Here is a 13,418-nt window from a genome sequence, read left to right on the forward strand (position 1 = left end):
GGTTTTCAAAATTGTGTTGCTGAATGAATTTGGTATACAAAAATTTCAAGAATGGCAAGGTTTTTAGATGTCATCCCAAAAAGTGTGTAAAGTGAGGTTTTTTCTAAATTTAGGTTGCAACACTTTTAAATTTAGGATATGAAAAACCTACGTTTTATAAAAGAGCAAGTTTCGAAGGTTTTGGAAGAAATAGCCCTTCGCTACGGAATGCTTAAGCAACTGGAATTGGGGCTTTTTTTATTGCATATTTATTTACCTTGAAGCCAACAATGGCAAGGGCTATAAAGGATTTAGAACTTAGCCACAAGGAACAGGACTTACTCAATGATGCCAATGCAGTAATCGCCGAAATAATGGTTGGAAGGTAAACCGTTGAAACGGTTTTCAGATTCCAACACCCATTTATAACCCACGGTTAAAACTGTGGGCTATGTAGGTTCTTGGGTTGTTCATTGGGCGAAAAGCATTTCGCCCATACAGTTGATGAAATTCTTTTAATTCCTCTAAACCCGCGTTGCGGGATCTCCGCTTCGCTACGGCTTCATTAACTTCCTTTATCAACTTATTGTGATTGCGGTGCAGGGCAACTGTGGTGAATTGAACAGCAATTGTGCGTGCACCGCTCGCGCTTGGTATGTTTCATTTCCGGGGTTTCCCCCCCGGCTACAAACATGCAACCCCTCTGGGGTTGGGCTATAGAACGAATTTTTTTTGTCCCTACATTGGTTGAATTCCTCTAACTTCCTCTAACTTCCTCTAACTTCCTCTAACTTCCTCTAACTCCCGTATAACTCCCGTTTAACTTCTGAATAACTTCCGAATCTTTTAACCTTTTTTAAGTAACCAAACAGCAGCACCATATTGTAAAATTAGCCTACTTTTGCCTTGCAAATTAATTCTCACTTCTTATGGACGATGGCCCTTTTAGTAGAAAGAATGCAGTAACAACCACGCATCAATAGGGGGTGAGTAGCGGTTTGCCTCTCTTTTTGGTGCATTAATAGAGGCATTACCAATGATTAAAGTTGCAAAGAAAATTGGCTCCACCTTTTCCAACGCAGGCGGGCTAAACCAGGGGGCTACTGTGCGGTTACGGCAGGCAGCTCAGCTTTCCACTACACATCTCTATGACTTTCTTGAGACCAAACCGGAGGGATTAACTGCCGAGGAGGTTGAGCTAAGGCAGGAACAGTATGGGCAAAACGATGTGAGGCACGATAGACCTCCAACGTGGTACCGACAGCTGCTCGACGCCTTTATCAATCCCTTTGTGGGCATTCTAGTGCTCATTGCAGTTGTTTCGTTCATTATTGATGTGTGGCTGGCCCCACCTGAAGAGAAAGAGTATAAAACGGTGGTGGTGGTCTCCATTATGGTGCTCATTAGTTCCATGCTCCGCTTTGTGCAGGAGTTCAAGAGTAGTCGGGCTGCGGAACGGTTGAAAAGCATGGTAAAAACCACCGCTACGGTGCATCGCCAGCCTACCAGTCGGCAGGAGGTGGAGATTGGCGAGCTGGTCCCTGGTGACATCATATTCCTCTCCGCCGGCGATATGATTCCGGCCGATTGCCGTATTCTCCAGTCGAAAGACCTCTTTATAAACCAGTCGGTGCTTACCGGTGAAGCGTTACCTGTGGAAAAGCGAGACCATCCGGTGGATGAGGCCAACAGGATGTCGACCTTGGAACTCACGAACCTCTGCTTCATGGGAACCAATGTGGAGAGTGGAACGGCCACGGCAATTGTTGTGAATAAGGGCAACCTTACCTACTTTGGCAGCATTACAAGCACCTTGTCGGGCAAGCGTGCCGAAACCAGTTTCGACAAGGGGATAAAGAAGATTAGCTGGTTGCTCATCCGCTTTATGGTGGTGATGGTGCCGCTCATCTTTCTCATCAACGGCTTAGTTAAGGGAAACTGGTTCGATGCGCTGCTATTTGCCATTGCGGTGGCCGTGGGCTTAACGCCCGAAATGCTTCCCATGATTGTTACAGCAAACCTTGCCAAGGGAGCCGTGAACATGAGCAAGCGTAAGGTGATTGTGAAGCGCCTCAACGCTATTCAAAATCTGGGCGCCATGAATGTGCTCTGCACCGACAAGACAGGAACCCTTACCCTCGATAAAATTGTGCTGGAGCGCCACCTGAACGTGATGGGCTACGACGACCATGAGGTGCTGAAATGGGCCTACCTTAACAGCTATCACCAAACGGGTCTCAAAAGCTTGCTCGATATGGCAATTCTGCAGCACGTGGAGCTTCACGATACCATGGTGGAGGAGCGCTACGAAAAGGTGGATGAGATACCATTCGACTTTATGCGGCGGCGTCTCTCCGTTATTCTTCGGCAGAGCAACGGAAAGCACCTGCTCATCTGTAAGGGAGCCGTGGAGGAGATGCTGGATATGTGCAGCCTTGTGTACGACCCCGGCGACGATAACCAGCTGCAAATTGCCTCCGACGAGGTTGTTCCTCTCGAAGATGAAATTCGGGATGGGGTTCTTCGGCAGGCCAAAAAGCTCAACGAGGATGGTATGCGGGTTCTCCTGATTGCCGTTAAGTTTTTTGATGACCGTGAGTTGAACTACTCGGTAGCCGATGAGAAAGATATGCTTCTTATTGGTCTTATTGGGTTTCTTGACCCTGCTAAACCCACTGCGAAAGATGCCATTGAGTCGCTGCACGAGCTTGGAGTGGAGGTAAAGGTGCTCACCGGTGATAACGAGATTGTAACCGGTAAAATTTGCCGGGAGGTGGGCATACCCGTTAGCACCATCATGCTGGGTAGCGAACTGGAGCAGCTCACCGACAGCGCATTGCGGGATCGCATCAACGACATTAGCATATTCGCCAAGCTGAGCCCAGACCAGAAAATTAGGGTGGTACAGAACCTACAAGCCATTGGGCATACCGTTGGCTTTATGGGCGATGGCATAAACGATGCGGGAGCACTCCGCGTGGCCGACGTAGGCATTTCGGTGGATACAGCCACCGACATCTCCAAGGAGAGTGCCGACATCATTTTATTGGAAAAGGATCTTACCGTTCTTCGGAAGGGAATTGTATACGGTAGGCGCACCTTTGGAAATATTCTGAAGTATATCAAAATGACCGCCAGCAGCAACTTTGGTAACATGTTTAGCATGCTTGGCGCCAGCATCTTTCTACCATTCCTACCCATGCTACCGGCCCAGCTACTTATGCAGAACTTGCTTTACGATATGTCCCAAATCGCCATACCGCTCGATACAGTCGACAAGGAGTACATCGATAGGCCAAGGAAGTGGGACACCTCCGGGATAACCCGGTTTATTCTCTACATCGGGCCCATCAGCTCCATTTTCGACTACGCCACCTTTGCCCTGATGTTTTTCTTCTTCAAGGCCTCTTCACCTGAGCATCAAAGCCTTTTTCAGAGCGGATGGTTTGTGGAAGGACTGCTCTCCCAAACGCTCATTGTGCATCTAATTCGCACCCGTAGGGTTCCCTTCTTCCAGAGCTGGGCCACCCCTCCGGTAATTCTGCTTACACTGCTCATTATGACCATTGGCATTGCAATTCCCATGATGCCCTGGGCGGGAGCAATGGGACTTCAACCTCTTCCACCACTTTACTTCCTCTTTTTGTTGGTTATACTGGTATCGTATGCCCTGCTAACGCAGGTTGTTAAGGGGTGGTTTATTCGGAAATTCCACGACTTTTAGGGAGTACTCAGCAAAGGATTGGAGCTAGCCAAGCGGTTGTTAAGCTAGTCAAGTAGCAGTTACTTATGCACGGAATAGGGTAGATGGCAGCGACTATCAGAAATAGTATGTCTCAGTTTTTTGGCATGTATGTTAAACACTCAGTGTTCAATAGATTTTTATCGACTAAATTGTAATTATTTGTATTACAGTAGAATAATGATTATTATCCTAGATATGAATTAGTATTTTTGAAAAAAAATTACTTTTTTCTTGCTTTTTGGTAGATGATATACTATATTTGTAAGTAAATGATTACATTCATATCTTAAAATGGAACGACAGAACACAGACGTAAGGCAGGAGCAGATAAAGCAAGCGGTGCTGGACATTATCTACACCGACGGGCTTAAGAACTTATCCACGCGGAATCTGGCAAAGCGTATAGGCCTTAGCGAGGGGGCCATTTTTCGGCATTTCTCCACCAAGCAGGATATCATCCTCTCCATTATTGGCGATGTTCAAAGCGATTTTATAGGCGAGCTTCGGCGGATTGCCACCTCCGAGATTGCCCCGGCCGAGCGGTTGGAGAAGTTTATTTGCGCTACCATTCGTTACCTTGTCAAGAATAAGGGTATTACAATGTTGCTCTTTTCGGAGGCCTCGCACAACAACGACGCGGAGCTGAAGAGCAGCTTGCAGCAAATCTTTAATAATCAGAAACAGCTGGTTAGCAAAATTATTCTGGATGGCATTGCTGCTGGGCTGTGGGATGAAGGCATACCCGTTGAGAACGTCGCCATGCTTTACATGGGAATACCGATATCGCTCAACATTGAGATGATTTTGGGCGGTGGGGTATTCCATGAGGATAACTTTTGCTCGCGAATGCTGATGCTGTTGCTTAAGGTGCTTAGGAAGTAATTTTTTTTTGAACAAATAGTAAGTAATTACTTACATAAATTTAGCGTTATGGTTTATGGAGTTGTTTTTTTCATAATCGCCGTTGCCTCCTTCGTTTTTGCCATGCTAGGGTTGGGAGGAGGAATGGTGTATGTGCCGGTATTGAACTGGGCCGGGTTCGACATGGTTTCTGTCGCAATCCCCTTGGGCTTATTGCTTAATGGTTTAAACACGGCACTGGTACTCATCCCTTTTGCCCGCAAGAAGATGGTGGACTGGAAGGGAGGTGCAGTGATGGCTGCTACCGCGCTAATCGCCTCACCGCTAGGCGCAATGGCAAGCGTGCACATGCCGGTAAAGACTCTTAAAATTCTTTTTGCCGTCATGGTGGTAGCTGCTGCACTACGGACGCTTTGGATTTCAGCAAGTGCGGAACCCGATGCTATGCTGTCGCTTCGCAAGCGTAGCACGATCGGTTTTTTTGTTGGCTCATTTGCGGGTTTTATTGGTGGAATGCTGGGCATCGGTGGTGGCTTTATTATTGCTCCAATTCTTATGATGATGGGGTATAAGACTAAGGAGGCCGCTGCTACCACTGCTTTCGTTGTAACGTTTTCCTCTCTGTCGGGTTACCTCGGGCATGTGTCGCAGGGACACATGAACTGGTGGCTTACGGCAATTGTGGTGGTGGCAGTTATCATTGGCTCCCAGCTGGGAGGATCGTATATGACCAAAAAGGCAAAGTCGAAGCAGGTGAAGATTGCCTATGCGGTGGTACTGCTGCTTATTGCTACTAAAATGATTTATGGTGTAATTGCTTAGCTATGAAAACAATATTGCTAGCGTTAATGGGGGTAATGACGATGTTTCTTGCCTCAACTACTGCCTACTCACAGGAGAAGGGCACAATGGAATGGAATGGATACATACAAACTCGGCTGAGCAGCAACTTTGATGAGTCAACCGAGTTTACCATCCGAAGGGCCAAGTTGTGGGTAAACGGTACCTTGCCCCAAGCCGACTATATTTCCTATAATGTTCAGCTGGTTTACCGGTCGTTTAGTGATGACGCGCTGATGTTTCAGGATGCCTACGCCAACCTAAGGCTCGGAAGCTATGGGACTTTACGTGCAGGACGCTTTGTTCCTGACTTTATGCTTGAGCGTAGTCAGCCAGACTATAAGATTCCAGTATTGGAGAGGGCCGATGTTGTCAATGGCTTAATTCACAACTCAAAGCAGATGGCCCGCGAAATTGGGGCGCAGTATACATTTCAGAGCGATGCATCACCGCTACACTTCAGCTTGGGTGTATATAATGCCAACGTAGATAAGCCAGAGCATAGCAAGGATAATTCGTTGCTTGTGACTTCCAGAGCCTCGGTGAAGGTATTTAATGCTGATAAAAGTTGGCTAACCCTTGGTGCGTCTGCTGCTTATAGGCATCTGGACAATATTGGTCTCCCAACCATTTACAAGGCCGACAGCCTTCTTTCGGGAGAGGATTTCCGCTGGGGGTTTGAAGCCCTGCTGCACTTGAATAGCCTTGAATTACAGGGCGAATTTGTTCAGGCGAACATCAATAGCGACATCGCAAATGGTTACTATGGCTTACTTACTTGGTCGTTTGCCCGCAAGTACCAATCGGTTGTCTTTACCGAAAAGTACGATGACCTCAACCCTGCTACTAGTAACAATGCATGGTATGGCCTGGGATTCAATTATCAAATTTCAGGGAAGACCAAGCTGATGGCCGATTTCAAGGGGAGGACCGTGATGGGACGCAGCGTGAACGGTGGTGATATCCAGCTGCAGGTATTTTTCAACTAATGGTCTCATTGTGGAGGTCGAAGCTTAACTAAGAGCGATAGATGTTTAATTCACAGATAGTTCAGTTTGTTTAACCTAATAAATTAGTGTTATGATTAATCCAAAAGATTGGCTCGAATTCGGGCAAAAATTTCACGGACACAAATGCCCTGCTATGCCCATGGGCTTAAGGGTAGGTGCTGCCGCAATGAATGCATTGGGTGTTGAACGCGCCAAAGATGGTCAGCTGGTTGCTTTTGTTGACCTAGGCGAGGACCATTGTGCTACCTGCTACGGAGACGGTTTGCAGGTAATCCTCGGAACTACCTTTGGCAAGGGGAATATTAAGAAAACCCACAAGGGGAAGTGGGCTGTTACCGTTGTTGAGCGTGCCACCGGCAGGGCCGTAAGAGTAACACCAACTGCAGAAGCCATGCTTAACAATAAGAAGTCTTCTTTCTTTACTGACTACCGTATGGTTGGCAAGCCCGCTAGCACGGTGCCAGCCGAAGTTGTAGATCCTTTGGTTATCAGTGTAATGAGCGCACCCGATGAGAAGTTATTCTCCGTTTCACCCATTTTTGAATACAAGCTCGAACCTAAGAAGGACAGCTTCAATGGTTTTGTTTGTGAGGAGTGTGGAGAAATGACCGTTACCGAATATGGCCGCATTAAGGGCGATAAGAAGGTTTGCATCGATTGCCTAAACAAGTAAAGATTCCTTACGTTGTTGTTCTCCTGCTTATTGCAGCTTAATTGATTTACGGTGTGGTTGCCTGGCTGATAAATACGACTCATTCAACAGCTTATCAGAGACTATTGTTGGTGGTAACCGGTAAATAAGATGCTTGCAAATTTTTTTGAAGAACGGAACAATCAGAGAAATCTATGAAGAATTGAGCTTGTTCAATTTATGACGTTCCAAAAAAACTAAAGCTATGAACGAAAAATTTGATGTACTCGTCATTGGAGGAGGTCCTGGGGGAACTCCCGCCGCAATGCAATTGGCTGCAAGTGGAAAGAGGGTTTTACTCGCAGAGGAATCGGGAAAACTTGGAGGTGCATGCCTGTTTGTTGGATGTATCCCTTCAAAAATAATTAAGCATGGCGCTGATGCGTTTTTCTCGTACGAGAAAAACGCCACCGCCACCTCTGATTCAAAAGCCGCCTTGGCCGAATCGTGGGAATCCATTCGTAACAGCATGGACCGTATCCTTAATGGTCGCTCTTCGGCTGCCATACAGCAAGTCAACCGATTGCCAATTACTTTTGTGGCTGGGAAAGCACAGTTCATCTCCAGCAATGAGGTAGAGATAAACAATACACGGTATGGGTTTGATAAGGCGATTATCGCCACCGGAGCACACTCGTTTGTTCCTCCATTCAAAGGAGATGGTGCAAAAGAGGTGCTCACCAGTGAGGTGTTGTTTCAACAGCCAACATTGCCATCGTCCATGCTGATTGTTGGTGGTGGGCCAATTGGCATTGAATTGGCACAGATGCTAGCAAAACTTCACGTGAAGTGCACCATCGTAGAGATGATGCCGAGCCTGTTATCCGGAGTGGTGGAGCCCGAATTTGCCGAAGGTATTACCAAAAAGTTGCAGGAAACAGGAATTGGAGTCTACACTCATTCAAAGGTCGAAGAGATCAACAAGGTTGATGGTAAGTTTCAAACCGTATTTGTGGATGCCGATGGAAAAACTCAGCGGCTTCTCACCGAGAAGGTGCTGGTTGTTACGGGCAAGGTGCCTTCTATTGAAGGGCTGAACCTGGAGGCAACGGGCGTAAGTTTCGAGAGAAATGGCATTGTGGTGAATGAGTTCTTGGAAACCAATGTGGCTGGGATATATGCAACAGGCGATGTGGTGCTGGGCGCTCCCAAATTTGCTCATACTGCTACCTACGATGCCCATATTGTAGCAACCAATATTTTGCGTGGAAACATTAGCAAGGCTTGTTTTACAAAGAACTCTTGGGTGCTATTCTCCGACCCTGAAATAGCTGCTGCAGGCTTTACCGAAGCAGAAGCGGTGAAAGCAGGTTTTGATGTGGTAACCGGAACGCACGACTATAAGGTGGATGCCATGGCGCAAATTAGTGGCGATACGTTTGGTTTCCTGAAGTTTGTTGTCAATAGGAGTAATCAGGAAATTATGGGTGTTCATATCTTTATCAATGGTGCTGCTTCGCTTAGCGGAGAGGCCGCCTTGATTGTTTCCAGAAAATTGACGCTGATGGATGTGGCACAAGCCATCCATCCACACCCAACCCTCACTGAGGCTTTTGCACTGTTGGCAATGAAAATGTTGTCTGGACTGCAGGCCCAAGCGCACTAAGTTTAGCTTGATATCGTTGTAAAAATTGGAGACGTGTTTCCGAATGTTAAAGGAACGTTCAACTGAGTATTGGAGAGATAACAGTATGGAGTAGTGTAAGAATATTGATGGTAACGGGGGTGTCCGCTTGCGCTTCAACGAACCCTGCTCCAGGAAATTTTAACGATGGTCGAGATTTATCTTGGCCATCGTTTGTTTTTACATGTTTAATGTCGTATGTTTACGACATTAAACATTGTTACAGTGACAAACAACAAAGCGGAAGAGTTTAGCCTTGAGCAGCAGGAGCTGGCGTTAATAGGAAAGGTGCTGGCGCATCCGGCACGGATAGCCATAATTGAACTTCTTGCCCAAAAAAAGGAGATACGAACGGGCAACATATCCGATTACCTGCCGCTGGGTAGAACAACGGTGTCGCAGCACCTAAAGGAACTCAAGGAGATGGGAATTATTCGGGGAACCATTGATGGACTTAAGGTTCACTACTGCCTCGATGTGGAGCGACTTGCGGCTATGCAGCGCAGGCTGGACGATTTCTTTGGTTCTGCCCAGAGCGATTTCATCTGCTCGTGCGATTAATGATTGGCAATAATGGAAAGGTTATTCATACAGCAGGGTTTCTACAGCGGTGGGTTTCTGAACTTCACCCCCAAGGAGGCGCTTCGGGAGGTTATGGAGAGCAGGGCTACCATAGTCGACGTGAGGGAGGTTACCCTCACTGGCTACAAGCGGTTTGGCGTTTCGGCGGTAATTTACATACCTTACAGCCAGTTGGGCGAAGCTTGTGAGACCCTTTCACGCACACAACCTCTAATTATTGCCGACTCTGTTGGGCTTCGCAGCCACGAGGCTATGGTGCTTTTAAAGGAGAAGGGGTTTGCAAATATAGCCAATCTTGCAGGCGGCATTGTGGAGTGGGAGCGCGATGGCTTGCCGCTGAGCATTGATAGCAGTGAGCAGCTCGATGGCTCCTGCATGTGTCAGCTAAGACCACGAAACAAAAAGTAGTAGTAACGCAAAATACAGTAGCACAAAATGAAGATACTTATTCTTTGCACAGGAAATAGCTGTCGAAGCCAGATGGCGCAAGGTTTCCTGCAATCGTTCGACAAGGATATTACCGTTCGTTCGGCTGGCACGGCAGCCACCGGAATGCTTAACCCCCAGGCAGTGGCCGTAATGAAGGAGGTTGGCGTAGACATTAGTCACCACACCTCCAACTCGGTGGAAAACTACTTGGGTGAGGAGTGGGACTACGTGATTACCGTTTGTGGCGGGGCCAATGAAAACTGTCCTGCGTTTATTGGAAAGGTGAAGCACCGTTGGCACATTGGCTTCGACGATCCCTCGCACGCCGTTGGCTCTGAGGAGTTTATTTGGAGCGAGTTCCGACGGGTGAGGGACGAGATTCGCGAGGCATTCCTCTCCTTCTACCGCAGCCAGGTGCTGGGGATACATGAGTGTGGGAATTAATTTGGAAATTGATTAATTTGAGGATTTGAAAATTGCTGCTGATGCAAAGTTGAAGATTATGAGAAGCGATAAAGAGAACCTTATAGTTGAAAAGACTTTTCAATTTGCAATTAAGATTGTGCAGTATTGTGAATTGCTTGAGGAGAATAAGAAATTTGTTGTTGCTAGGCAATTGTTACGTTCTGGAACTTCAATTGGAGCAAATGTAAGGGAAGCTCAAAACGCAGAGAGTAAGGCAGATTTTATCCATAAATTTAAGATTGCATTAAAGGAAGTGGAGGAGACAGAGTATTGGCTTTTAATTTGTAAAAACACTCCTTCCTATCCATTTAATGAAGAATTGTTGATGGAAGTAAACACTATTTTAAAAATTCTTTCTAAAATAGTTAGCACATCAAAACGGACTTAATTGTTTTTGTAGTCAAGATTAATAATATTAATTTACAAATTGTTGTATTTTCAAATTTTCAAATCAGATATGCGTCCTCGTCTAAAATTCCTCGATCGCTACCTCACGCTGTGGATATTTCTGGCCATGTTTGCTGGGGTTTTTGCCGGATGGGCTAGTCCTTCAATAGCACAATTCTGGAACAACATGTCCAGCGGAACCACCAACATACCCATTGCCATTGGGCTTATTGTGATGATGTATCCTCCCTTGGCTAAGGTAAAGTATGAGGAGCTGGGTGATGTTTTCCGGAATACAAAAATACTGAGCCTTTCGCTAGTGCAGAACTGGGTGGTGGGACCACTGCTGATGTTTGGTCTGGCAGTTCTATTCTTCAAACTCTTTCCGGGCGAGAATAACGCCAATTTGCCCTATATGTATGGCATCATTCTCATTGGTCTGGCGCGCTGCATTGCCATGGTTATTGTGTGGAACGATTTGGCTCGCGGCGATACCCAGTATGCCGCTGGGTTGGTGGCCTTCAACTCCATTTTTCAGGTGCTCTTCTTTTCGGTGTATGCCTACATCTTCATTGCAGTGCTGCCCGGCTGGTTTGGGCTACCCGTGAATGATGCGGTGGCGGCTATTACCATCGGTCAGATTGCCGAGAGCGTTTTTATTTACCTTGGAATACCCTTTATTGCTGGATTTTTAACCCGGTTTATTCTTATCAGGGTTAAGAGCAAGGAGTGGTACCACACCAAGTTTGTGCCACGCATAAGTCCGCTTACGCTTATTGCCCTCCTCTTTACTATTGTGGTGATGTTTTCGCTTAAGGGCGAGTATATAGTGCGGATTCCACTTGATGTGCTTATCATCGCCATTCCTTTGCTGATTTACTTTCTGGTTATGTTTTTGACCTCCTTTTTCATGAGTAAGAGGGTGGGGGCCACCTACGAGCAATCGGTAACGCTATCGTTTACCGCTGCAAGCAATAACTTCGAGCTGGCCATTGCAGTGGCCATTGCCGTGTTCGGCATAGGATCGGGTGAGGCCTTTGCAGCCGTAATTGGACCGCTGGTGGAGGTTCCAGTAATGATTGGGTTGGTGAATGTGGCCTTTTGGTTTAAGCGGCGATATTTTGCCTAGGGTAGTACATTTACGAACGATTCACGGTTTCTATTCCTTTGAGAGAGGCAAAAACCCGTAGATACCTTCCTCCAATTACTGTTTTCTTCAGCAATGATGAGGTGACTCTTGGCCACCAATCCACTATTGTGTTGTTGAATAGGAATGGACAAAACATTAAAAGTATGATAATTCAATACGATTTAACCGACTTTTTTAAAGATGTTGTGGCTGCCAATTTGGGTAATCATTAGTCTTGAAACTTATTTTCAAAAAACCTCAAAGTCAACGCTTAGCGATTTCGATTTAAAGAGGTTGTCACTGGGGTTTGTAATTGGGGTTATAAGTGTTTGGCTTCGCCGACTTGTCCGGCTACTTGAATTAGTTCGCGCTGCTCGGCTCTAGTTGCACAGAGTTTCACAATGTTTTCACTGGGGTTATACAGGGTAAAGGTTGTATACCGCACAACATCTATCTTACGATTTTTCAACCCTATGTGATTGCAGTGCATGTGAGGTTTAGTGCCATGAAAACCAAACCAGCGTGCCTCACCCCTTCAACGAATCACTCTATTCCCTAAACATTGCATCTCGCTTGATAATGTGTGAAACATGTAACTCTTTTATTTTATCGTGTAACACTTTAAGGGATTAATAGCCTCACCTTTACATCTAATTTTATTCAAAACTATTATGGCAAGAGATAAAGAGGGAAAAGAGATGTTGAGGATGAAGAATGCCACCAAAGGCATGAAAGCCGCGATGAAAAGCATGAAGGCTGCTACCAAAAGCATTAAGGCAGCCACCAAAAGTTTGGAGGAGAAAGGCACTTCGAAATCTGCCAAGAACATCGCCGAAATTAAGGAAAGCGTACTCTAAACAAGTGTCAATCAGTTTTTTTCATAGCTGTTTTTTGCTAAAAATCATTGGCATGCCTTCCTTACCCCTGTTTTCACCCGAGTATTCTTGGGAACTGAAAAGGGGAGGTGAATAATGTGGTTTTTCCTACAGGTACAGCCTTGTTTGGAAGTACCCTGTTTATTTATTACGGTGCAGCAGATTTGCTCATTTCTTGTGCTGTGGTGAATTTGGATGAACTAGTTGCCAAACTGTTAACTAATACTGCAAAGGATGAAAGATAATGGAAGTTTCAAAGGATTTGACGAGGATATTCTTGCTCTACCCGACCTGTCTGAAAGAAAAAGGTCAACATATTCTGGGAGCCATCCTAAGCTCAGCATTCAAAAGCTGAACCAGCCCAAAGCTAAGCAGCTGGCAGAAATTCTATTTGTCACCTCCTATCCCCCCCGGGAGTGCGGCATTGCAACCTATTCGCAAGACTTGATAGCGGCACTCAACAATAAGTTTAGCAGCTCGCTATCCATACGAATTTGTGCCTTGGAATCGGGAAATGCAAGCTATCGATATCCTTCAGAGGTTAAACTTACCCTCGATACCTCCAACGCCGAGGCATTTGGACAAACGGCCAAAGTAATCAATAAGGATCGGCACATTAAAATTGTGCTGGTTCAGCATGAGTTTGGCTTTTTCAGTAAGCAGGAGATACCCTTTCTACATTTTTTGAAAGAGGTTTCAAAGCCCGTGGTCATTGTTTTTCATACCGTGCTGCCTCACCCGGATGAGGTGCTTCAGCGAAAAGTTGTACGAATTGCCGCTGCATGCACATCTATAGTTGTG

Annotated in this window: 13 protein-coding genes; all 13 read left to right on the forward strand. The window is 46.1% G+C overall.

Annotated elements, in window-relative coordinates; translation table 11 throughout:
- The first annotated feature begins 1,015 nt into the window (after positions 1–1,015).
- Positions 1,016–3,703 carry a magnesium-translocating P-type ATPase gene (mgtA, locus tag VMW01_04855; protein HUW05571.1) on the forward strand — a complete coding sequence of 896 codons (2,688 nt, stop codon included), beginning with the start codon at positions 1,016–1,018 and terminating at the stop codon, positions 3,701–3,703.
- A gap of 312 nt (positions 3,704–4,015) precedes the next feature.
- Positions 4,016–4,606, forward strand: a complete 591-nt coding sequence (locus VMW01_04860; protein HUW05572.1) for a TetR/AcrR family transcriptional regulator — start codon at positions 4,016–4,018, stop codon at positions 4,604–4,606.
- A 48-nt stretch (positions 4,607–4,654) separates the two neighbouring features.
- Positions 4,655–5,407, forward strand: a complete 753-nt coding sequence (locus VMW01_04865) for a sulfite exporter TauE/SafE family protein (GenBank protein ID HUW05573.1) — start codon at positions 4,655–4,657, stop codon at positions 5,405–5,407.
- 2 nt (positions 5,408–5,409) lie between these two features.
- Complete coding sequence (locus VMW01_04870; protein HUW05574.1) at positions 5,410–6,414, forward strand: porin; 1,005 nt, start codon at positions 5,410–5,412, stop codon at positions 6,412–6,414.
- A 91-nt stretch (positions 6,415–6,505) separates the two neighbouring features.
- Positions 6,506–7,108: an FmdE family protein gene (locus tag VMW01_04875; GenBank protein ID HUW05575.1), complete on the forward strand. Its 603-nt coding sequence runs from the start codon at positions 6,506–6,508 to the stop codon at positions 7,106–7,108.
- Between the two features lie 223 nt (positions 7,109–7,331).
- Positions 7,332–8,732 carry an NAD(P)/FAD-dependent oxidoreductase gene (locus VMW01_04880; GenBank protein HUW05576.1) on the forward strand — a complete coding sequence of 467 codons (1,401 nt, stop codon included), beginning with the start codon at positions 7,332–7,334 and terminating at the stop codon, positions 8,730–8,732.
- 243 nt (positions 8,733–8,975) lie between these two features.
- Positions 8,976–9,311 (forward strand): metalloregulator ArsR/SmtB family transcription factor, encoded by a 336-nt coding sequence (locus VMW01_04885; GenBank protein ID HUW05577.1) that lies wholly within the window; start codon positions 8,976–8,978, stop codon positions 9,309–9,311.
- Positions 9,312–9,323: 12 nt separating this feature from the next.
- Positions 9,324–9,740 (forward strand): rhodanese-like domain-containing protein, encoded by a 417-nt coding sequence (locus tag VMW01_04890; GenBank protein ID HUW05578.1) that lies wholly within the window; start codon positions 9,324–9,326, stop codon positions 9,738–9,740.
- Positions 9,741–9,767: 27 nt separating this feature from the next.
- Entirely contained in the window at positions 9,768–10,205 is a 438-nt protein-coding gene (locus tag VMW01_04895) for an arsenate reductase ArsC (protein HUW05579.1), read from the forward strand.
- Positions 10,206–10,263: 58 nt separating this feature from the next.
- A complete protein-coding gene (locus VMW01_04900; protein HUW05580.1) occupies positions 10,264–10,614 on the forward strand; it encodes a four helix bundle protein in 351 nt (116 codons plus the stop codon).
- 69 nt (positions 10,615–10,683) lie between these two features.
- Positions 10,684–11,742: an ACR3 family arsenite efflux transporter gene (gene arsB, locus VMW01_04905; GenBank protein ID HUW05581.1), complete on the forward strand. Its 1,059-nt coding sequence runs from the start codon at positions 10,684–10,686 to the stop codon at positions 11,740–11,742.
- Positions 11,743–12,413: 671 nt separating this feature from the next.
- A complete protein-coding gene (locus VMW01_04910; GenBank protein HUW05582.1) occupies positions 12,414–12,599 on the forward strand; it encodes a hypothetical protein in 186 nt (61 codons plus the stop codon).
- A gap of 252 nt (positions 12,600–12,851) precedes the next feature.
- The coding region (locus VMW01_04915; protein ID HUW05583.1) for a hypothetical protein at positions 12,852–13,418 on the forward strand (567 nt) is incomplete at its 3' end.

Origin of the sequence: Williamwhitmania sp. (genome assembly GCA_035529935.1) — a bacterium.
Taxonomy (GTDB): Bacteria; Bacteroidota; Bacteroidia; order Bacteroidales; family Williamwhitmaniaceae; genus Williamwhitmania.

Coding starts and splice junctions, on each gene's coding strand:
- arsB (HUW05581.1), top strand. CDS start 10,684: ATGCGTCCTCGTCTAAAATTCCTCGATCGCTACCTCACGCTGTGGATA.
- VMW01_04870 (HUW05574.1), top strand. CDS start 5,410: ATGAAAACAATATTGCTAGCGTTAATGGGGGTAATGACGATGTTTCTT.
- VMW01_04860 (HUW05572.1), top strand. CDS start 4,016: ATGGAACGACAGAACACAGACGTAAGGCAGGAGCAGATAAAGCAAGCG.
- VMW01_04880 (HUW05576.1), top strand. CDS start 7,332: ATGAACGAAAAATTTGATGTACTCGTCATTGGAGGAGGTCCTGGGGGA.
- VMW01_04900 (HUW05580.1), top strand. CDS start 10,264: ATGAGAAGCGATAAAGAGAACCTTATAGTTGAAAAGACTTTTCAATTT.
- mgtA (HUW05571.1), top strand. CDS start 1,016: ATGATTAAAGTTGCAAAGAAAATTGGCTCCACCTTTTCCAACGCAGGC.
- VMW01_04895 (HUW05579.1), top strand. CDS start 9,768: ATGAAGATACTTATTCTTTGCACAGGAAATAGCTGTCGAAGCCAGATG.
- VMW01_04865 (HUW05573.1), top strand. CDS start 4,655: ATGGTTTATGGAGTTGTTTTTTTCATAATCGCCGTTGCCTCCTTCGTT.
- VMW01_04910 (HUW05582.1), top strand. CDS start 12,414: ATGGCAAGAGATAAAGAGGGAAAAGAGATGTTGAGGATGAAGAATGCC.
- VMW01_04890 (HUW05578.1), top strand. CDS start 9,324: ATGGAAAGGTTATTCATACAGCAGGGTTTCTACAGCGGTGGGTTTCTG.
- VMW01_04875 (HUW05575.1), top strand. CDS start 6,506: ATGATTAATCCAAAAGATTGGCTCGAATTCGGGCAAAAATTTCACGGA.